This window comes from Sandarakinorhabdus sp. (assembly GCF_032115815.1).
Classification (GTDB): Bacteria; Pseudomonadota; Alphaproteobacteria; order Sphingomonadales; family Sphingomonadaceae; genus Sandarakinorhabdus.
Genome location: NZ_JAUMBI010000272.1, coordinates 1 through 17,815, shown reverse-complemented (window position 1 = coordinate 17,815; position 17,815 = coordinate 1). Strand labels below are relative to the sequence as shown.

20 protein-coding genes and 1 riboswitch are annotated in these 17,815 nt (G+C 65.8%); of the genes, 15 read left to right on the top strand and 5 right to left on the bottom strand.

Annotation, left to right across the window (positions count from 1 at the left end; all coding sequences use genetic code 11):
- The 3 genes from RT662_RS15680 to eno form a co-directional block, all read right to left on the bottom strand.
- A partial coding sequence (locus RT662_RS15680) for a hypothetical protein (protein ID WP_313671624.1) occupies positions 1–245 on the bottom strand: 245 nt, incomplete at its 3' end.
- Between the two features lie 38 nt (positions 246–283).
- Positions 284–1,579 (bottom strand): N-acetylmuramoyl-L-alanine amidase, encoded by a 1,296-nt coding sequence (locus RT662_RS15675; protein ID WP_313671623.1) that lies wholly within the window; start codon positions 1,577–1,579, stop codon positions 284–286.
- A gap of 38 nt (positions 1,580–1,617) precedes the next feature.
- Positions 1,618–2,892 carry a phosphopyruvate hydratase gene (eno, locus tag RT662_RS15670; protein WP_313671622.1) on the bottom strand — a complete coding sequence of 425 codons (1,275 nt, stop codon included), beginning with the start codon at positions 2,890–2,892 and terminating at the stop codon, positions 1,618–1,620.
- Positions 2,893–3,006: 114 nt separating this feature from the next.
- Here eno and RT662_RS15665 point away from each other — a divergent pair, with 114 nt between their 5' ends.
- From RT662_RS15665 to RT662_RS15635, 7 genes are all read left to right on the top strand, one after another.
- Positions 3,007–3,420 carry a hypothetical protein gene (locus tag RT662_RS15665; protein ID WP_313671621.1) on the top strand — a complete coding sequence of 138 codons (414 nt, stop codon included), beginning with the start codon at positions 3,007–3,009 and terminating at the stop codon, positions 3,418–3,420.
- Positions 3,420–3,836: a phage holin family protein gene (locus RT662_RS15660; RefSeq protein WP_313671620.1), complete on the top strand. Its 417-nt coding sequence runs from the start codon at positions 3,420–3,422 to the stop codon at positions 3,834–3,836. The genes RT662_RS15665 and RT662_RS15660 overlap by 1 nt, the downstream gene beginning before the upstream one ends.
- Positions 3,833–4,330, top strand: a complete 498-nt coding sequence (locus tag RT662_RS15655; protein WP_313671619.1) for a hypothetical protein — start codon at positions 3,833–3,835, stop codon at positions 4,328–4,330. The genes RT662_RS15660 and RT662_RS15655 overlap by 4 nt, the downstream gene beginning before the upstream one ends.
- A 37-nt stretch (positions 4,331–4,367) precedes the next feature.
- Positions 4,368–4,997, top strand: coding sequence for an ABC transporter substrate-binding protein (locus RT662_RS15650; RefSeq protein WP_313671618.1), 630 nt, complete (start codon positions 4,368–4,370; stop codon positions 4,995–4,997).
- A gap of 54 nt (positions 4,998–5,051) precedes the next feature.
- The gene (locus RT662_RS15645; protein ID WP_313671617.1) at positions 5,052–5,633 is read left to right on the top strand and encodes a gamma carbonic anhydrase family protein; all 582 of its coding nucleotides are present in this window, start codon (positions 5,052–5,054) and stop codon (positions 5,631–5,633) included.
- Between the two features lie 25 nt (positions 5,634–5,658).
- Entirely contained in the window at positions 5,659–5,871 is a 213-nt protein-coding gene (locus RT662_RS15640; RefSeq protein ID WP_313671616.1) for a DUF4170 domain-containing protein, read from the top strand.
- Between the two features lie 79 nt (positions 5,872–5,950).
- A complete protein-coding gene (locus RT662_RS15635; RefSeq protein WP_313671615.1) occupies positions 5,951–7,516 on the top strand; it encodes an AMP-binding protein in 1,566 nt (521 codons plus the stop codon).
- A 57-nt stretch (positions 7,517–7,573) separates the two neighbouring features.
- On the opposite strand, the gene rpmE is transcribed toward RT662_RS15635, so the two are convergent.
- Positions 7,574–7,804 (bottom strand): 50S ribosomal protein L31, encoded by a 231-nt coding sequence (gene rpmE, locus RT662_RS15630; protein WP_026090916.1) that lies wholly within the window; start codon positions 7,802–7,804, stop codon positions 7,574–7,576.
- 89 nt (positions 7,805–7,893) lie between these two features.
- A riboswitch (cobalamin riboswitch) is annotated at positions 7,894–8,096 on the top strand.
- 147 nt (positions 8,097–8,243) lie between these two features.
- Here rpmE and RT662_RS15625 point away from each other — a divergent pair.
- The 8 genes from RT662_RS15625 (at position 8,244) to RT662_RS15590 (ending at position 17,477) form a co-directional block, all read left to right on the top strand.
- On the top strand, positions 8,244–10,139 hold the full coding sequence (locus RT662_RS15625) for a TonB-dependent receptor domain-containing protein (protein WP_313671614.1): 1,896 nt from the start codon (positions 8,244–8,246) through the stop codon (positions 10,137–10,139).
- Positions 10,140–10,249: 110 nt separating this feature from the next.
- On the top strand, positions 10,250–10,993 hold the full coding sequence (locus RT662_RS15620) for a hypothetical protein (RefSeq protein WP_313671613.1): 744 nt from the start codon (positions 10,250–10,252) through the stop codon (positions 10,991–10,993).
- Positions 10,990–11,928, top strand: a complete 939-nt coding sequence (locus RT662_RS15615; RefSeq protein WP_313671612.1) for an iron ABC transporter permease — start codon at positions 10,990–10,992, stop codon at positions 11,926–11,928. The genes RT662_RS15620 and RT662_RS15615 overlap by 4 nt, the downstream gene beginning before the upstream one ends.
- Positions 11,928–12,638: an ABC transporter ATP-binding protein gene (locus RT662_RS15610; protein ID WP_313671611.1), complete on the top strand. Its 711-nt coding sequence runs from the start codon at positions 11,928–11,930 to the stop codon at positions 12,636–12,638. Before RT662_RS15615 ends, RT662_RS15610 begins: the two co-directional genes overlap by 1 nt.
- A 122-nt stretch (positions 12,639–12,760) precedes the next feature.
- Positions 12,761–14,281 carry a carboxyl transferase domain-containing protein gene (locus RT662_RS15605; protein WP_313671610.1) on the top strand — a complete coding sequence of 507 codons (1,521 nt, stop codon included), beginning with the start codon at positions 12,761–12,763 and terminating at the stop codon, positions 14,279–14,281.
- A 6-nt stretch (positions 14,282–14,287) separates the two neighbouring features.
- On the top strand, positions 14,288–15,067 hold the full coding sequence (locus RT662_RS15600) for an enoyl-CoA hydratase-related protein (RefSeq protein ID WP_313671609.1): 780 nt from the start codon (positions 14,288–14,290) through the stop codon (positions 15,065–15,067).
- On the top strand, positions 15,064–15,513 hold the full coding sequence (locus RT662_RS15595) for a DUF4440 domain-containing protein (protein ID WP_313671608.1): 450 nt from the start codon (positions 15,064–15,066) through the stop codon (positions 15,511–15,513). Before RT662_RS15600 ends, RT662_RS15595 begins: the two co-directional genes overlap by 4 nt.
- A 5-nt stretch (positions 15,514–15,518) precedes the next feature.
- The gene (locus RT662_RS15590) at positions 15,519–17,477 is read left to right on the top strand and encodes an acetyl/propionyl/methylcrotonyl-CoA carboxylase subunit alpha (protein WP_313671607.1); all 1,959 of its coding nucleotides are present in this window, start codon (positions 15,519–15,521) and stop codon (positions 17,475–17,477) included.
- A 60-nt stretch (positions 17,478–17,537) separates the two neighbouring features.
- Here RT662_RS15590 and RT662_RS15585 read toward each other — a convergent pair.
- Positions 17,538–17,815: hypothetical protein (locus RT662_RS15585; RefSeq protein ID WP_313671606.1), on the bottom strand; the 278-nt coding region annotated here is incomplete at its 5' end.

The window sequence follows — 17,815 nt, the reverse complement described above, 5'->3', positions numbered from 1 at the left end:
TCTTCAGCGGCAATATAGGCCTGCACCAGACGCGGCGGCAGTTCGGCATAGGGCACGAAAATGCGGCGTTCGCGGGTGTAACTGGTGACGATCCGGCCATCCACGTCGCGCACGGTCGATGGCAATGCTGGCGTGAAGCTGGCCAGTTCGGCCTCGCTGGGCAGGCCCTTGGTCGCCTGCCAATAGAAGAAACTGGCCAGCAGCAAAGGCAAGCCGATCAGCAAGAGAAGACGATTGCGGGTCACGGCTGCAAGCGATAGCGACGGCAAGCGACGCTGGGAAGTCACTTGCCGGTCAGGTGGCGTTCGATGGCGCGTGCGATGCCGCGTGCCAGACGGCGGCGGCCCTCGCCGGAGAACAGACGTTCGGCATCAGCCTTGTTGGTGACATAGCCCGATTCCAGCAGAACCGAGGGCACATCCGGGGCCTTCAGCACGGCAAAGGCCGCGAAGTGGTGGAACTCGCCGCGAAAGCCGACCTCTTCGCTTTCCAGCCCATCCTGCAGGGTTTCGGCAAACTGTACCGAAACATTGTTGGTGGCGCGCCGGGCGAGATCGACCATGATCTCCCCCACTTCCGGCGCCTCCACACCCAGATTGACCCCGCCGATGATATCCGCCTTGTTTTCGCGGGCCGCGAGGCGTTCGGCGATGGCATCGCTGGCCACGGCCGACAGCGTATAAACCGAGGCCCCGCGGGCCTGATCGTTGGCCGCACTGTCGGCATGGATGGAAATGAACAGATCGGCGCGGGCGTCGCGGGCGATGCGGACCCGGCCGCCCAAGGGGATGAACCGGTCTTCATCGCGGGTCAGCTTCACCCGCACCCGGCCGCGCTCCCGCAGGATTCGGGCCGCCTCTCGGGCGATGGCGAGAGTGATGTCCTTCTCATACCCACCGGTCACCGCGATGGCGCCAACATCCTTGCCGCCATGGCCAGCATCGATCACCACGAGGGGCTTGCCGCCTGATCGGGATTTTACGCTGCTCCTGGTGGCAGCCGGTTCTGCAGGCGGCTGGGGCGAAGAAACCGCCGGTTTCTCAGCAGCCACGTCGGCAACAGGCTTTTCAGGCACGGGTTCCGGCTTGTCTGGAGCGGGGCGCGGACGGCCAAAATCGGTCGGCAGGCTGAAGCTGCCTGTCGCCGGGGTGGGCGGTGGTGGCGGGCCGTCACTGCGCAGCAGCGGCAAAGGCCGCCGGCCGCGCGCCACGGCGGCCGCAAACACATCGGGCGGCGCGCGTTCCAGCAGCAGCGTGACCTGGTTGCCCTGCGCCCGCGCCTCCCGGATGATCACCGGCGCTTTCAGATCGATCACCAGTCGCGCCGTGCCGGGGGCGAACATGGCGGCGCGCAGGGTGGAAACACTGTTGCTGCCCGGCGCCGAGAGGCCGGGTTGGACGACGCCAACAAAATCGACCACCAGCCGGAACGGGTCGCTCAGTGCAAAGGCCTGCGCCGCCGGCAACGGCCCATCGGCGGTGATGATCACCCGGCCCGGTTGGCTTTCCAGCGCGATGATACGCGCCGCCCACAACGGAGCAGCCCACAACAGGCACAGGATCAAAAGCAGGCGACGCACGGAGCAATGGATAAGGCCGCCCCGGCGACGGAGCAACCTCAGCGCAACACCGACCGTCCGGCGTAAACGGCATCCGAACCCAGTTCTTCCTCGATGCGGATCAACTGGTTGTATTTGGCCAACCGGTCGGAACGGGCGAGGCTGCCGGTCTTGATCTGGCCGCAGCCGCAGGCGACCGCCAGATCAGCGATGGTGGCATCTTCGGTTTCGCCCGAACGGTGCGACATCACACTGCGATAGCGGTTGCGGTGGGCCAGATCGACGGCTGCCAGCGTTTCGGTGAGCGTGCCGATCTGGTTGACCTTGACCAGCAATGCATTGGCCAGGCCATCCTTGATGCCCTGCCCCAGCCGCGCCGGATTGGTGACGAACAGATCGTCGCCCACCAGTTGCACACGGCCGCCCAGCTGGTCGGTGAGGATCTTCCAGCCGTCCATATCGTCTTCGCTCATGCCGTCCTCGATGGAGAGGATCGGATAATCGGCGCACAGGGCGGCCCAGTAATCGCTCATCTGTGCCGGAGTCAGGGTCAGGCCTTCGCCATGCAGGTGATAGGCGCCATCCTTGAAAAACTCGGTGGCAGCCGCGTCCAGCGCCAGCATCACGTTGTCACCGGGCTTGAAGCCGGCCTTTTCAACGGCGGCCATGACGAAATCGAGCGCAGCACGAGTGCCATTGAGGTTCGGCGCAAAGCCCCCTTCATCGCCCACCGCCGTGTTGTGGCCCTGCGCCTTCAGTTCGCTCTTCAGCGTGTGGAAGATTTCGGCACCCCAGCGCACCGCTTCGGCGATGCTGCTGGCGCCCACCGGCATCACCATGAATTCCTGCACGTCGATCGGGTTATCGGCATGGGCGCCGCCGTTGATGATGTTCATCATCGGCACCGGCAACAACCGCGCCGAAACGCCGCCAACATAGCGATGGAGCGGCAGCCCGCGCGAATCGGCCGCGGCCTTGGCAACGGCAAGGCTCACACCCAGAATGGCGTTGGCGCCGAGCCGGCCCTTGTTGGCGGTGCCATCGAGCTCGATCATGGCCGCGTCAACTGCGCCCTGCTCCTCCGCTTCCATGCCGGCCAGCGCGTCGTAAATCTCGCCATTCACGGCCGCGACGGCCTTGAGTACGCCCTTGCCCAGATAGCGCCCCTTGTCGCCATCGCGCAGTTCCACCGCTTCATGCGCACCGGTGGACGCGCCCGACGGCACGGCCGCGCGGCCGGTGCTGCCATCTTCCAGGACAACGTCAACCTCAACAGTGGGATTGCCGCGGCTGTCGAGAATTTCGCGGGCGTGAATATCGATGATTGCGGTCATGGCCTGGGGTCCCGTCTGGCATAGGTGAAGCTGCCCGCTTGCGCAGCGGCGTTCGCCACGCCAGATAGAGAGGTGAGCCCGTGCGGGCAAGCATGACCTGATGTGGATGGCCCGATGACTGACCCCCTTCCGATCGACGCCAGCGACTGGAACGACGACGACAACAACCTTGGCGTCGCTGCGCCACGCAGCAGCGGGTTTGACGGCCTGCTGGATTTTGCGCGCAATCGGCTGATCTCCTTTGTGGAAGATGCACGTGACAGCCTGGTGGGGCAGGTACGCGGGCTGAAATCCCTGGCTGACCTGCTGGTGGAAAATCTGCCGGAAGGGGCAGCGCCGGTTTCGAAGCTGGTGGGCGAAGCGACGGACAATATCGATGCCATTGCCGATGCGCTGGCCGAAAAATCGGTGGAGGAACTGGTCGAAGATGGCCGCGCACTGGTGCGGTCGCAGCCGGCGGCAGCCGTGGGTATTGCCATTGCGGTGGGCTTTCTGGCCGGCCGCATGCTGAAGGCGGCGCGCGATTGATGGGCCTTGGTGGCGGCCTTGCAGCCCAGGCGCGGCATCTGGTTGGCGGTTTTCTGCTGCTGATGCAGAATCTGTCGCGGCTGACGGCGGCAGAACTGCGCGCCAACGCCGGGGCCTTGCGGGCGCCGCTGCTGATGCTGCTGGCGGCGACGGGCCTGTTGTTCACCGCACTGACCCTTGTGCTGGTCGCCGCCGTGCTGGCGCTGGCGCAACTGGTTGGCCCGGTGGCAGCCTGCGTGATCGTTGCGCTGGTGAGCGCCGTTGCGGCGTGGGCGCTGGCCAGGCACGGCCTGTCGCGCTTGGCGGCAATTGATCTTGCGCCGCGCCGTTCCATGGCCACATTGCAGCTGCAGATCGATCGTTTCACCACCAAGACCAACCGCAAGGCGCCGCAAGCCAAGGAGCCCCGCCCATGACCGAGACCGCCACCATCGAGGACCTGGCCCGCGCGGCCGATGATGCCGGCGCATCGCTGGTGGAAGAGGTGAACAGCCTGGCTGACCGTCTGACGCCGCGCCGCATGGTTGACGAGGCATTGAGCGTGGTGAAGGCGCGCGGCAGCGATCTGGCCCGCGATGCGGGCAACGTGGTGAAGGCGCACCCGGTGGCCACTGGTGCAGCCGTCGCCGCCATTGGCCTGGCGCTCTATGCCGGCAACCGCATTTCCAAGGCAGAACTCGATCTGGGCCATGATCTGGAAGATTACAGCGATTATGAAGACAGCGCGCTGACTGCAGCCGCCACGGACGGCGACGTGGGCGACGATGCCCGCGCGCTGGTGCAGGACAATCCGGTGATTGCCATTCTGGCCGGTATTGCCGCCGGCGCTGCGCTGGCCCTGTTGTTCCCGACCAGCACGGCTGAAAAGCGCAGCCTGGGCGCACTGGCGCGGCGTCTGACCAGCCGTTGATGCTGGGTTCAGCATTGCCCTGCCACAGCTGCCGGCCATGAAACATCTGATCCTGATTGCAGCCGCGTTGGCCGCTGCCCTGCCCGCCGTTCCCGCTGCCGCTCAGGTTGGCGCGGCCACTGCGGCCAATCCCGGCGATCCGGCTGCCCGACCCTTCATCGAAGGCATGATCGGCGAAGGCTTTGGTGTGCTGCGCGACAAATCGCTGAGCAAGGCCGCTGCGCGGGCGAAATTCCGCGCCATTCTGACGAAGAATGTCGCGCTGGATGATATCGGCATGCGCCTGATCCGTCGCCAGAAGTCGGCGCTGACTCCTGCCCAGCTGGATTCCTACCGTGCGGCCTTCCCGGAGTTCGTGCTGAATGCCTATGCGGATCGGCTCTATGATTATGCAGACGCAAAGGTGCAGGTGCAGCGCACGCTGGGGCGCGGGCCGTTCACCGAAGTCTATACCCGAGTCACCCGCCCCGGCGCGCAGCCGATTGATACAATCTGGCAGGTGAAATCCGATGGCGGGAAGCTCATGGTCAACAATCTGGTGGTGGCAGGCGTCAACCTGTCGCTCACCCAGGAAGCGGATTTTGCCAGTTACATCACCCGGAACGGTTTTGATGCGCTGGTGACGTTCATGAAGAGTGCCAACGCGAAGAGCGTCGCCGCAAGGTGAAGAGCGTCAACAACAGCGGCTTGGCGGTGAACGCGAAATAGCAAGCGGGGCGACATGACCAGCCGGATCGACATTCATCCCACCGCCTTCGTGCACCCATCGGCCCAGATCTATGGCCATGTCTCCATCGGGCCGCATGCCAGCATCTGGTGCAACGCCGTGATCCGCGCCGAAACCGCGCATGTCGAAATCCACGAAGGCGCCAATATCCAGGATTTCGTGATGATCCACACCGATCCGGGCAAGCCGGTGGTGGTGGGCGCCTACACCAGTGTGACCCATCACGTGACGCTGCACGGCTGCCAGGTGGGCGATCACTGCCTGATCGGCATCAACGCCACCGTGTATAATGGCGCTGTGGTGGGCAGCGGCTCCATCGTCGGCCAGCATGCCTATCTGAAGGATCGCTTCGAAGCGCCGGAGAACAGCATCGTCGTCGGCAGCCCGGCCAAGGTGATCGCCAGCCGCAACAACCGCTTGCCCAATCGCATCAACGCCGAATTCTACATGCGCAATGCCGAGTGCTACCGGGTGGGCAATCACCGCGCATGGGCGGGGCCGGAATTCGAGACCTGGTTTGCCGCCACCATGCAACGGCTGCAGGGCGAGTATGCACAAGGCGCCACTGGCGCGTAGATGAGTCTGCGGTTAGACGCCGCGCATGAGCAAATTGCATCTCGTCTTTGGTGGCCGCGTGGCCGATCCGCAGGGCGTCGATTTCATCGACCCGGCCAATCTCGACGTCGTGGGGGTTTTCCCTGATTTCAAGAGCGCGGAGACGGCCTGGCGCTCTGCCGCCCAGCGCACGGTGGATGATGCAACGATGAAATATGTCGTCGTCCACCTGCACAAGCTGTTGCAGCCCGACACCTGAGCCCTTCAACTCCCCTTCCATAAGGGAGGCTGTCGCATACGCCCTGCTGCCCTAGATTGGCCGGCGGGGAGAACGAGACATGCCGCAAGAGCTGAGCTTTGGTGCAATCATCGATACGGTCGTCGCCACGCTGGATCCGGCACGGCCGGCACTTGTTCATGGCGACACGCGGCGCAGTTGGGGCGAAGTCGCCCAGCGCAGCGCCAGCCTGGCCGCCGCAATGCTGGCAGGTGGTGCCGTTGCCGGCGATCGCTGTGCACTCCTCATGCGCAACAGCGCCGAATATGCCGAAGCCATGATCGCCTGCCTGCGGGCGCGGCTGGTGCATGTGAACGTCAACTATCGCTACACCGGCGAAGAGCTGTGGTACATCCTCGACAACAGCGATGCCGCCGTGTGCGTCTATGATGCCGAATTCGCGCCGCTGGTCGATTCCATCCGCAGCCGATTGCCCACCAAGGTGTGGATCCAGCTGGGAGGCGACACCCCGGCCTTTGCACAGGATTTCGAGACCGCCGCCAGCGCCGGCCACAGCCTGCCGCCGCAAGATCATCAACCCACCGACATGCTGTTCATCTACACTGGCGGCACCACCGGCCTGCCGAAAGGCGTGATGTGGGATCAGGCGGCGCTGTGGGGCCTGATGAACCCTGGGATTGACCCGGCGGTGACTCATGACCGGGCGGCCCTCACCGCTGATCTGCAGGCCGGGACGGGTCGCCGCAAGGCGCTGATCCTGCCGCCGCTGATGCACGGCACCGGGCTCATCGTCGCACTGGGCACGCTCTGCCGCGGCGGCACGCTTGTCACCCTGCCCGGCGCAAATTTCGATCCGGGTGAGGCCACCACCACCTGCGCGGCTGAGGCTTGCGATTATGTCGTGATCGTCGGCGATGCCTTTGCCCGGCCGATCCTGAAGGCGCTGGACGCCGGCATCGGCAGCATCGGCACGGTGGAGATCATGATCTCGTCGGGCACCATGTGGTCGCCCGAAGTGAAGGCCGGGCTGCTTGGCCATGCGCCCAATCTGATGATCGTGGATTCGCTTGGCAGTTCCGAAGGCCTCGGCCTTGGTGCCGCCGCCCAGACCAAGGACAATGCCGGCGCTGCCACCAAGTTCATGGCCGATGGCAACACGTTGATCATCGGCGACGACATGAAGCCCGTGCCATCCGGCACCATGGGCCGCATCGCGCGCGGCGGGCTGATCCCGCGCGGTTACTGGAAAGATCCGGTGAAGAGCGCCGCCACCTTCCCGGAGATTGACGGCAAGCGCTATTCCATTCCCGGCGATTTCGCCATCATCGAGGCGGATGGCAGCTTCACGCTTCTGGGCCGTGGCAGCCAGTGCATCAACACCGGCGGCGAGAAGGTGTTCCCCGAAGAGGTGGAGGAAGTGCTGAAAACCCACGCTGCCATCGATGATGCGCTGGTGTTCGGCCTGCCCGATGAAAAATGGGGCCAGTGTGTGACAGCAGTTGTGGAAGCCCATGCCGCCGTGGATGCAGAGGAATTGCGCGCCCACGTCCGCCAGCATCTCGCCGGCTACAAGACGCCCAAGACGGTGCACATCGTGACGAAAGTGCCGCGCGCCCCCAACGGCAAGGCGGATTACGCCGCGGCCAAGGCAATGGTAACGGGCTGAAACGAGAAAGGGCGGCCCGTGCGGACCGCCCTTTTCATATCAGCCTGATGTTGAGGCTTATTTCTTGCCGAGACCGAAGCTGGCAAAGCGCTTGTTGAAGCGCGCCACCTGGCCGCCGGCATCGAGCATGCGGCCGGTGCCGCCGGTCCACGCCGGGTGGCTGGTCGGATCGATTTCCAGGTTCATCGTGTCCCCTTCCTTCCCCCAGGTCGTGCGGGTCTGGTAGGTGGTGCCATCGGTCATCTTGACGGTGATGGTGTGGTACTGGGGATGGATGCCGGACTTCATGATCGTTTCCTTGGCTGCGGACCGGTTCCGACCGGGCCTGAGAAAATGAACCGGCCGCATAGCGGCTTGACCGCCCGATTGCAACAGGCGTAACCACCACTCCGAACGGTGCCCGCCCTGACCGGCGGGAGAATAGGGAAGCCGGTGCGGGGGAAACCTCAAGTCCGGCGCTGTGCCCGCAACTGTAAGCGGCCAGTTGATGCTTCACATGCCACTGGGGCAACCCGGGAAGGCGAAGCATCAACGTCATGAGCCGCAAGCCAGGAGACCTGCCGTTCCCCCGAAGGCCAGTTGGCCAGAAGGGGTCGCCCCATGCCTGCCGGGTCCAGCGGTGCGTGAGATGTGAAGGGACGGCTTTGTGCCGCATGCCCTTTCGTTCGTGGCGACTTCGTGTCGTCAAACCGCGCCCGATTTGCGCCGAACGAAGGGTCTTTGTCACATGCTTCCCCTATTCGCGCTTGCCGGCCAGCTGGCCGCGGCTGATCCGGCTCCACAGCCGATCCGCGTCACCGAAACCGCTGCCCCCTTTACCGTTACCGCCAGCCGCAGCACCATCCGGCTTGCCGAAACCGGGATCAGCATCAGCCAGATTACCCTGCCGCAGATCGAGGCGCTGAGCCTGCCGTTGGTGAAGGATTATCTTGCCCTCATCCCCGGGGTGGCCGTCGCCCAGACCGGGCCACTGGGGGCACAAACGCAAATTCGCATCCGCGGCGCCGAAGCCAATCACAGCATCACCTTCATCGACGGCATCGAGATGAACGACCCGGCATCATCCGGCGAGTTTCGCATCGACACGCTGCTCAGCCACGGCATCGAACGCATCGAAGTGCTGCGCGGGCCGCAATCGGCGCTGTGGGGCAGCCAGGCCATTGGCGGCGTCATCAGCCTCACCACCCGGGCGCCGGTGCGCGGCACCATGCTCTATGGCGAAGCGCAGGGCGGCAGCCTGGGCACGGTGCGCGGCGGCGCGGGTGCTGGCTGGGCCGACGACTATATCAGCATCAGCGGACAACTCTCCGGCCTGTCCACCGATGGTTACGACATTGCGCGCAGCGGCGGCGACAAGGATGGTTATGACAATGTCACTGCCCATGGCCGCATCGCGTGGAAGGCAACCCCTGAACTGAGCCTGCTGCTCGTCGCCCGCCACCAGGATTCGACCTCGCGTTTTGACGGCTTCAACTACGCCACCGGGGTCCCTCGCGACGAACCCCTCGCCACCAACAGCCGCCAAACCGCCTTGCGCGCCGAAGCCGCACTGGCGCTGTTCGGCGGCAACTGGATAACCCGCGCCAGCGTCATGGGTGTGCGCGCCGACAACATCAACAGCCGGGCCGGCGCCTTCCAGAACCGCAGCGATGGCGAGCGAGATCTGTTCCGCCTGCAGTCGACCGGCCGGGTGCGTGGCGGCAACCTCACCCACAGCCTGACCGGCGCGCTGGACGTTGAAACCGAGCGCTTTTCCAGCCGCGATGCCAATGCCCAGGCAGCTTCGAACCAGCGCCAGCGCCGCCGACAGACCAGCCTCGTTGGCGAATATCGTTTGAGCGCCAGCAACGGCATCGCCGCCGGTGTCGCCGTGCGCCACGACATGAACGACCGCTTCGCCGATGCCACCACGGTGCGTTTCGATGCGGTGGCCCCGATCGGCGATTTCCGCCTGCACGCCGCCTTTGGCACCGGCGTCGCCGATCCGACCTTCTTCGATCAGTTCGGCTTCTTCCCCGGTTCCTTCCAGGGCAACCCCGATCTGGTGCCGGAACGCAGCCGCAGCGTCGAAGCCGGCATCGGCTGGGCCGCGGGCAACAACAGCCTTGATGTCACCCTGTTCGATGCCAATCTCACCAACGAGATCGTCGGCACCTTCAACAGCACGACCTTCATCGCCGGTGTCGCCAACGCCACCGGACGCAGCACGCGCCGCGGTGTCGAAGTCGCCGGCCGGGCGGAACTTGCGGAAGGTCTGGGCCTCACCGCAAGCTATACCTGGCTCGATGCCAATCAGCAGCAGACGGCGGGCACCGCCGTGGTGCGCGAAGTGCGCCGGCCCCGACACAGCGGCAGCATTGCGCTGAGTTACAGCAGCAGCGATTTCGATCTGTCGGCGGCAGCTGCGATCACCGGCGCGCGAGGCGACACCGATTTCGCCCGCTTCGTGCCCGTTATCCTGCCGGCCTACACGATTGTGACGCTGTCCGGCGCCTGGCACCTCACTCCGCGCATCGATCTGACCGCACGGATCGAGAACGCGCTCGATGCAACCCAGATCGACGTATTCGCCTATCGCGGCCCGGGCCTTGCCGCCCACGGCGGCATTCGGTTCCGGCTGTGAAGCTGGCAGCGGCCACACCCTATGCGTCACCCCGGCGAAAGCCGGGGCCCATCGCCCAACTGTGGCTTCTGGTGACCAAGGTAGGGAGTTGGGTCCCGGCTTTCGCCGGGATGACGGTAATGGGGGTGGGCGCCGCCGCCACCCCTTCCCGCATCGTCAGCCTCAACCTGTGCACGGATGAATATCTCCTCCTCACTGCCCGCACGGGCCAGATCGCCAGCATCAGCCGGTTGGGTGCAGACGTTCAGGAAAGCCCGCTGGCGGCGCGGACGCGCGGTCTGAAAACCAACCCCGGTCGATTGAGCGAGGTCATCGGTCAGCAGCCCGACCTGGTATTGACCATGGGCCACGACCCACAAGCCAGCGCGCTCGCCGGACGGTTGGGCATCAGATTGGTCGCCCTGCCTTATCCCACCAGCCCGGCGCAGGTGGTCGCGCAGATGCGACAGGTGGCTGGAATAGTGGGCAATGCTCCTGCCGGAGAAGCCTTTGCCCGCGACGTGGCGATGCTCGGCGCCAGTGCGCCGCCGGCCCAGCCCGGCCTGGTGATTGGCGGTAGCGGTTTGGCCCCGGCGATGGACGGGCTGGCGGCCAGCTGGCTGCGACTGGCCGGAATCAAGCAAATGCGCGGTGGGCAGATCAGTCTTGAACAATTGCTGGTGCAACCGCCGCCGATCTTGATCCGCAATGTCTATCGCCGTGGCCAGGTGTCCGGTCCGCAGGCCTGGAGCCAGCACTCGGCGCTGCGCCGGCTGCCGTCGCGGCAGGTGGAGGCCGATGGCCGCGCCTTACTGTGCAGCGGCGCGGCGATGCCGGCGGAGATCACCCGACTGAAGAAGGCGCTGGCGGCGTGAACCTGCGGCTGGCCCTGCTCTGCGCCATGCTGGCGCTGGCCTCTCTGGCACTGGGGCCGGTCGATCTGGCGGCATTGTGGGAACGCGATCCCGATCTGGCGCGCATCCTGTTCCTCGAATTGCGGCTGCCACGCACCGGCCTCGCATTGGCCATCGGTGCCGGACTGGGCGCGTCGGGCGCAGCGGCGCAAGCCTTGTTCCGCAATCCACTGGCATCGCCCGATGTGCTCGGCCCGTCATCCGGCGCGGCGCTGGGCGCGGTGCTGGCCGGTTACTTCTTCGGGGCCGGTGTGATCGGCATGGCGTTGGGCGGACTGGCCGGTGCAGGGCTGGCGTTACTCCTGTTGCTCGCCTTGGCCGGCAAAAGCGCCGGCACCACGCGGCTGGTGCTGGTCGGGGTGGCCGTGGCGATGCTGCTGGGCGTCGCCATCAACCTGGCGCTCAGTCTCGCGCCCTCGCCGTTCGCGCTTTACGATCTGATGTTCTGGCTGATGGGAAGTCTCAATGATCGCAGCCTGACGCAACTGGCGCTGGCCGCGCCGCTGATCGGGGTCGGCGTAGTGCTGCTGGTGCGAGCCGGCCCGGCGCTCGACACGCTGGCGCTGGGCGAGGAAGTGGCGCAATCGCTGGGCGTCGGCATCGCCTCGGTGCAGGGCCGCGTCGTGCTGGCGATCGCGCTGGCCACCGGTGCCGGCGTTGCTGTGGCGGGCAGCATTGGCTTCATCGGCCTGATCGTGCCGCACCTTGTTCGCCCCCATGTCGGCCACAGGCCCGGCGCGGCCATCCTGCCTTCCGCTCTGGCTGGTGGGGCCCTGCTCACCGCTGCCGATATTGCCGTCCGCCTGGTGCCGGCCAGCCTGGATCTGCGACTCGGCGTGCTCACCGCGCTGATCGGGGCGCCCTTCTTCCTCTCGCTCATCCTCAAGGGCCGCTGATGTTGCAGGCAATCGCCCTCGCCCGCCCGCCGATGCTGGCCCCGATCTGCCTGACACTGCAGCCGGGCCAGTTCACTGGCATCATCGGCCCCAATGGGGCCGGCAAGACGACATTGCTCAAGGCGCTTGCCGGCCTGTCAACCGGGCCGGGCGACGTGCTGCTGGATGGGAAGCCCCTCATCCCGCACCCTCGCCGCCTGGCCTGGCTGCCGGCCAGTCGCGACGCCGTATGGCCGATGACGGCGGCGACCCTCGTGCAACTCGGCCTTGGCCCCGCCGCCGCCCCCGATCCGGACGCCGTTGCAGCAGCGCTGTCGGCCTGTGACGCGTCCGCGCTGGCAGACCGCCCGGTCAACCAGCTTTCCACCGGCGAGCGCGCCCGGGTGCTGCTGGCGCGCGCGCTGGTCGCCCGGCCGACCTGGCTGTTACTGGATGAACCGATCGCCAATCTCGATCCCGGCCACCGGCTCGACGTGATGGCGCTGCTGGCGGCAGAAGCAGCGCGCGGGGCCGGCGTGGTGATGGCCCTGCACGATCTTGATCTCGCCCGGCGGTGCGACCGGCTGTTGTTGATCGCCGGCGGCGCGCTGGTCGCCGATGGGCCACCGAAAGAAGTGCTGAGCCAGCACATGCTGGCGCGGGTCTTTGGCGTACGGGTCAGCCATGATGGCTGGGTTCGCACCGAAAAAGATGCTGCCTTGCCGCGATAGCGGCCGGTGAATTGCCCCTTATGCATTGGCCATTGAGCGCATGGCCAACATCGGCCATACCCGCGACCATGCCGCGCATTGGTCAACCCCTTCCGCCCTCCGCCCGCACTACAGCCGCCGCCATGGCCGAGTTGGTTGCCGACCTGCGCGAAAAGGCCGCCCGAATCGCGCTGGGCGGGCCCGCCAACGCCCGCGAAAAACATGTCGCGCGCGGCAAGCTGCTACCGCGCCAGCGCGTGGAAGCACTGGTCGATCCGCACAGCGCCTTCCTGGAAATCGGCCAGTTCGCCGCCCACGACGTTTATGGCGAGGATGTGCCCGCTGCGGGCCTGATCGCCGGTGTTGGCCAAGTTTCGGGACGGTTGTGCGTGATCGTTGCCAACGATGCCACGGTAAAGGGCGGCAGCTATTACCCCATCACCGTGAAGAAGCATTTGCGCGCGCAGGAAATCGCCGCGCAGAATGGCCTGCCCTGCCTGTATCTGGTTGATAGTGGCGGCGCCAACCTGCCCCGGCAGGATGAAGTGTTCCCTGATCGCGATCACTTCGGCCGCATCTTCTTCAATCAGGCCAACATGAGCGCCAATGGCATCCCGCAGATCGCCGCCGTGCTGGGCAGTTGCACCGCGGGCGGCGCCTATGTGCCGGCGATGGCGGATGAATCGATCATTGTGAAAAACCAGGGCACGATCTTCCTCGGCGGGCCGCCGCTGGTGAAGGCCGCCACCGGCGAGGAAGTGACCGCCGAGGATCTGGGCGGCGGTGATGTGCACACCCGCATTTCCGGCGTCGCCGATCACCTGGCCGAGAATGACGAGGATGCGCTGAGCATCGCCCGCCGTATCGTTGCCACCCTGCCCGCCGCACCCGCAGTGGCGCGTGGCCCGGCCCGTCCGCCGCTGTTTGATACCAGCGAACTGAACGCGCTCGCCCCCATCGACACCCGCGTGCCGGTGGACGTGCGCGAGATCATCGCCCGGATGGTGGACGCTTCCGAACTGCAGGAATTCAAGCCGCGCTATGGCGAAACGTTGGTGACCGGCTTTGCCCATATCGAAGGCTACCCGGTCGGCATCATCGCCAACAATGGCATCCTCTTCAGCGAGAGCGCCCAGAAAGGCGCGCATTTCATCGAACTGGCCTGCCAGCGCCGCATTCCGCTGCTGTTCCTGCAGAATATCAGCGGCTTCATGGTCGGCCGCCGCTTCGAAAATGAAGGCATCGCCAAGCATGGCGCCAAGCTGGTGACGGCCGTCGCCTGCGCCGCCGTGCCGAAGATCACCGTGGTGACCGGCGGCAGTTTCGGCGCCGGCAATTATGGCATGTGCGGCCGCGCCTATTCCCCTCGTTTCCTGTGGATGTGGCCCAACGCGCGCATTTCGGTGATGGGCGGCGAGCAGGCGGCGAGCGTGCTGGCAACGGTGAAGGGCGGCGGCTTCAAGAATGCTGCCGACGAAGAGGCGTTCAAGGCGCCGATCCGCGCCCAGTATGAAGCCCAGGGCAACCCCTTTTACGCCAGCGCCCGCCTGTGGGACGATGGCATCATCGCACCGGAAGACACCCGCGCCGTGGTGGCGTTGTCGCTTGCTGCGTCGCTTCAGCAGCCGGTGCCGGAAACCCGCTTCGGCACGTTCCGGATGTGATGAGCGATGCTGGACGAAACCCTCGATGATTGGGGCACGGCCCGCCTCACGCTGAACCGGCCGGAGCGGCACAACGCCTTCAACGCCGAACTGATCGCCGCGCTGGAAGAAGCCTTCACCCGACTGGGGAAGGCCGGCGAGGTGCGCGCGATCGTGCTGGCGGGTGCTGGCAAGAGCTTCTCGGCTGGCGCCGATCTTGACTGGATGCGCGCCGCAGCCGGCTGGAGCGAGGCGGAAAACCAGGCCGATGCGATGGGCCTGTCCAACATGCTCGCCGCCATCAATGATTGTCCCAAACCGGTGATCGTCGTCGCCCACGGCCATGTGACGGGCGGCGGAGTCGGGCTGGTCGCCTGTGCAGACATGGCGGTGGCGATCGAGGGCACGCAGTTCCGGCTTTCCGAAGTGCGACTGGGCCTGACGCCCGCGACCATCTCGCCGTTCGTGCTGGCAAAGATCGGCGCCGCGGCACGGCGCTGGTTCCTCACGGCTGAGGCGTTCACGGCTGACGAAGCCCTGGCCATGGGCTTGGTGAACGAAACCGCCATTGATGAAGACGCGGCCGAAGCCGTGGTGGCGCACTGGCTGGCGCATATCGGCCAGGCTGCGCCCGGCGCGGTGGCCGATGCCAAGCGTCTGGCGCTGGATTTCGCACGCGCCGAAATCAGCGAAGAACTGCGCGAGGAAAGCGCCCGCCGCATCGCCGCGCGCCGGGTGAGTGAGGAAGGCCGAGAAGGCATAGCCGCCTTCCTGAGCAAGGGGAAACCATCATGGGTGATCGAATGAAACCGTTGTTTGCAATTGCCCTGCTGCTGGCCGCACCCGCTGCTGCCGCCCCCAAGGACGAGGTGCTGGCCGCCACCAACGCCTTCATGGCCGCGCTCAACAGCGGCGATGCCAATGGCGCAGAGGCGATGACGCATCCGACGCTGACCATCCAGGTGCTTCGCTTCCCGCCAGAGGGCGGTTCCAAGTTCGGCGTGATGACGCGCCAGCAGTTGTTCGACAATTTCCGCAATGCCCCGCCGCGCAAGTTCGATGAACGCATTGTGCGGTCGAAAATCCTCGTCACCCGGGACTACGCCCATGTTTGGGCGCCCTACACGCTGGATATCGACGGCAAGCGCATCCATTGCGGCGTGGACAGTTTCGGCTGGAGCAAGATCGATGGCAAATGGCTGCTGACGACGTTTGGCTGGACCGCTGATCCGAAAGGCTGCCCGCCGAAGTGAGAGACATGCAGAAAATCCTGATCGCCAATCGCGGGGAAATCGCCCGCCGCATCATCCGCACCGCGCACCGGATGGGCATTGCCACAGTTGCCGTGCATTCGGCCGCCGACGCCCAAGCCCCGTTCGTGCGCGAGGCCGGCCAGGCCGTGCCGCTGGCCGGGGATCGCGCCTATCTCGACATGGAAGCCATCATTGCAGCCGTCAAGCGCACCGGGGCGGATGCCGTTCACCCCGGCTATGGCTTCCTTTCCGAGAATGCCGATTTCGCCAAGGCACTGAAAAAGGCTGGCATCACCTTCATCGGCCCACCCGAAAGCGCTATGCGGGTGATGGCCCTGAAAGATACCGCCAAGGCCGCGATGAAAAAGGCCGGCGTGCCGATAACGCCCGGCTATCAAGGCAATGACCAATCACTGGTGCGGCTGCAGAAGGCTGCCGAAGGCGTGGGCTTCCCGTTGCTGATCAAGGCTGTTGCCGGCGGTGGCGGCAAGGGTATGCGCGCCGTGCAATCGGCAGACGAACTCCAGGAAGCCCTGATGGCCGCCCAGCGCGAGGGCGAAACCGCCTTCGGCAACGCGGGCGTGATGCTGGAGAAATTGATCCAGCGCCCGCGCCACGTCGAAGTGCAATTGTTTGCGGACAGTCACGGCAACGCCGTCCACCTGTTCGAACGCGACTGCTCGTTGCAACGCCGCCACCAGAAGGTGATCGAGGAAGCCCCTGCCCCCGGCCTGTCAGACCAGCTGCGCCATACGCTGGGCGTGGCCGCGGTCACCGCCGCCCATGCCATTGGCTATCAGGGCGCCGGCACGGTGGAGTTCATCCTCGATCTCGACACGGTGGACCTGTCGGGTGATCCCGCCTTCTACTTCATGGAAATGAACACCCGCCTGCAGGTGGAGCACCCGGTGACCGAGTGCATCACCGGCGAGGATTTGGTGGAATGGCAGATCCGCGTCGCCCGCGGTGAACCGCTGCCGAAAAAGCAGGACGAGCTCAGCGTCAACGGCTGGGCGATGGAAGCGCGGCTCTATGCCGAAGATCCGGACAGCGGCTTCCTGCCCGCCACGGGCACCATTTCCGCCCTCGAATTCGGTGCCGGCCCCGGCGTGCGCATCGATACGGGCGTTGAAACCGGCAGCCGCATCGGCCTTGATTATGATCCGATGATCGCCAAGGTGATCGCCCACGGCGCCACCCGCGCCCAGGCCATTGATCGGCTGGTCGGCGCGCTGGATGCCACTATTGTCACCGGCCTGAAATGCAACCGAGCTTTCCTGGCGCGGCTCGCCGATACCAAGGCATTCCGTGCCGGCGAGGTCGATACCGGTTTCATCGCCCGCCATGCCGCCGAACTGGCCGCACCCGGCCTGTGTCCGGCGCCGGTGTTGCTCGCCGCCGCGTTGGGGCTTGGCCTGCCGCTGGATGAGGTGCGCGAAACGCTGTTCGGCACGCTAAATTTCCGCATGAATGTCGCGCCCGAAACCCATGTCCGCCTGTGGTGGGGGGAGGAACGCCATGCGCTGACCCTGCGCGCCGCCGGTGGCCCGCGCTGGCGCATCGGCGGTCTGGCCGGCGTGGGCGAAGTCGCCGCGACCCGCACTGGCACTTACGGCCTGTCGATCGATCTGGGCGGCCAACTGATGCCGGCAACAGTGGTGGCGGGCGACTGCATTGTGGAAGTGCGCCTTGCGGGCCAGAGCTGGACCCTGGGCACCCGTCCGCCGCGCACCAAGGATGCCGGCGGCGGCCATGCCCACATGATCGCGCCGATGCCGGGCCGCGTGCTCGCTGTTGACGTGACGCCCGGCCAGGTCGTGGCCGAAGGCGATCGCCTGCTGGTGCTGGAAGCCATGAAGATGGAGCATCGCCTCACCGCCCGCGTGGCTGGCACCGTGCAGACGGTGCATGTCGCGGTGGGCGATCAGGTTGCCGACGGCATGATGCTGGTGGAAATCGGCTGATGGTTTGGGCCGGATCGGCAGGGCTCTTGCCGGTCCGGCCCCTCCCGGCCGGGAAGCGGACTATTCCTGGTCGTCGACTGGTTGTTCGCGCCAAGCGAGGATGATGCCGGGCAGCGCCAGCGACGTGATGGCAAAACCGGCCAAGAGATCGAGCGCCTGTTCCTGCCCCGGCATCCAGCCATCGATGAACTTGGCGATGATCGACCAGAGGAAGAAGGCGAACAGCGTCAGCACCATGATCTGGTGGGTGGCGACATAGGATTTGTCGCGCATCGCCCGTTCGCGTTCATCAAGCATGGCATCGCTGGCCTGCGTAAGTTGCCCACGCCCTTCGATGA

What these genes read in the sequence shown, in the direction of transcription:
- RT662_RS15620 (WP_313671613.1), top strand. Translation starts at nt 10,250, where the DNA reads ATGACGGTAATGGGGGTGGGCGCCGCCGCCACCCCTTCCCGCATCGTC.
- RT662_RS15635 (WP_313671615.1), top strand. Translation starts at nt 5,951, where the DNA reads ATGCCGCAAGAGCTGAGCTTTGGTGCAATCATCGATACGGTCGTCGCC.
- RT662_RS15655 (WP_313671619.1), top strand. Translation starts at nt 3,833, where the DNA reads ATGACCGAGACCGCCACCATCGAGGACCTGGCCCGCGCGGCCGATGAT.
- RT662_RS15595 (WP_313671608.1), top strand. Translation starts at nt 15,064, where the DNA reads ATGAAACCGTTGTTTGCAATTGCCCTGCTGCTGGCCGCACCCGCTGCT.
- RT662_RS15640 (WP_313671616.1), top strand. Translation starts at nt 5,659, where the DNA reads ATGAGCAAATTGCATCTCGTCTTTGGTGGCCGCGTGGCCGATCCGCAG.
- RT662_RS15590 (WP_313671607.1), top strand. Translation starts at nt 15,519, where the DNA reads ATGCAGAAAATCCTGATCGCCAATCGCGGGGAAATCGCCCGCCGCATC.
- RT662_RS15645 (WP_313671617.1), top strand. Translation starts at nt 5,052, where the DNA reads ATGACCAGCCGGATCGACATTCATCCCACCGCCTTCGTGCACCCATCG.
- RT662_RS15665 (WP_313671621.1), top strand. Translation starts at nt 3,007, where the DNA reads ATGACTGACCCCCTTCCGATCGACGCCAGCGACTGGAACGACGACGAC.
- RT662_RS15625 (WP_313671614.1), top strand. Translation starts at nt 8,244, where the DNA reads ATGCTTCCCCTATTCGCGCTTGCCGGCCAGCTGGCCGCGGCTGATCCG.
- RT662_RS15650 (WP_313671618.1), top strand. Translation starts at nt 4,368, where the DNA reads ATGAAACATCTGATCCTGATTGCAGCCGCGTTGGCCGCTGCCCTGCCC.
- rpmE (WP_026090916.1), bottom strand. Translation starts at nt 7,804, where the DNA reads ATGAAGTCCGGCATCCATCCCCAGTACCACACCATCACCGTCAAGATG.
- RT662_RS15610 (WP_313671611.1), top strand. Translation starts at nt 11,928, where the DNA reads ATGTTGCAGGCAATCGCCCTCGCCCGCCCGCCGATGCTGGCCCCGATC.
- RT662_RS15600 (WP_313671609.1), top strand. Translation starts at nt 14,288, where the DNA reads ATGCTGGACGAAACCCTCGATGATTGGGGCACGGCCCGCCTCACGCTG.
- RT662_RS15605 (WP_313671610.1), top strand. Translation starts at nt 12,761, where the DNA reads ATGGCCGAGTTGGTTGCCGACCTGCGCGAAAAGGCCGCCCGAATCGCG.
- RT662_RS15660 (WP_313671620.1), top strand. Translation starts at nt 3,420, where the DNA reads ATGGGCCTTGGTGGCGGCCTTGCAGCCCAGGCGCGGCATCTGGTTGGC.
- eno (WP_313671622.1), bottom strand. Translation starts at nt 2,892, where the DNA reads ATGACCGCAATCATCGATATTCACGCCCGCGAAATTCTCGACAGCCGC.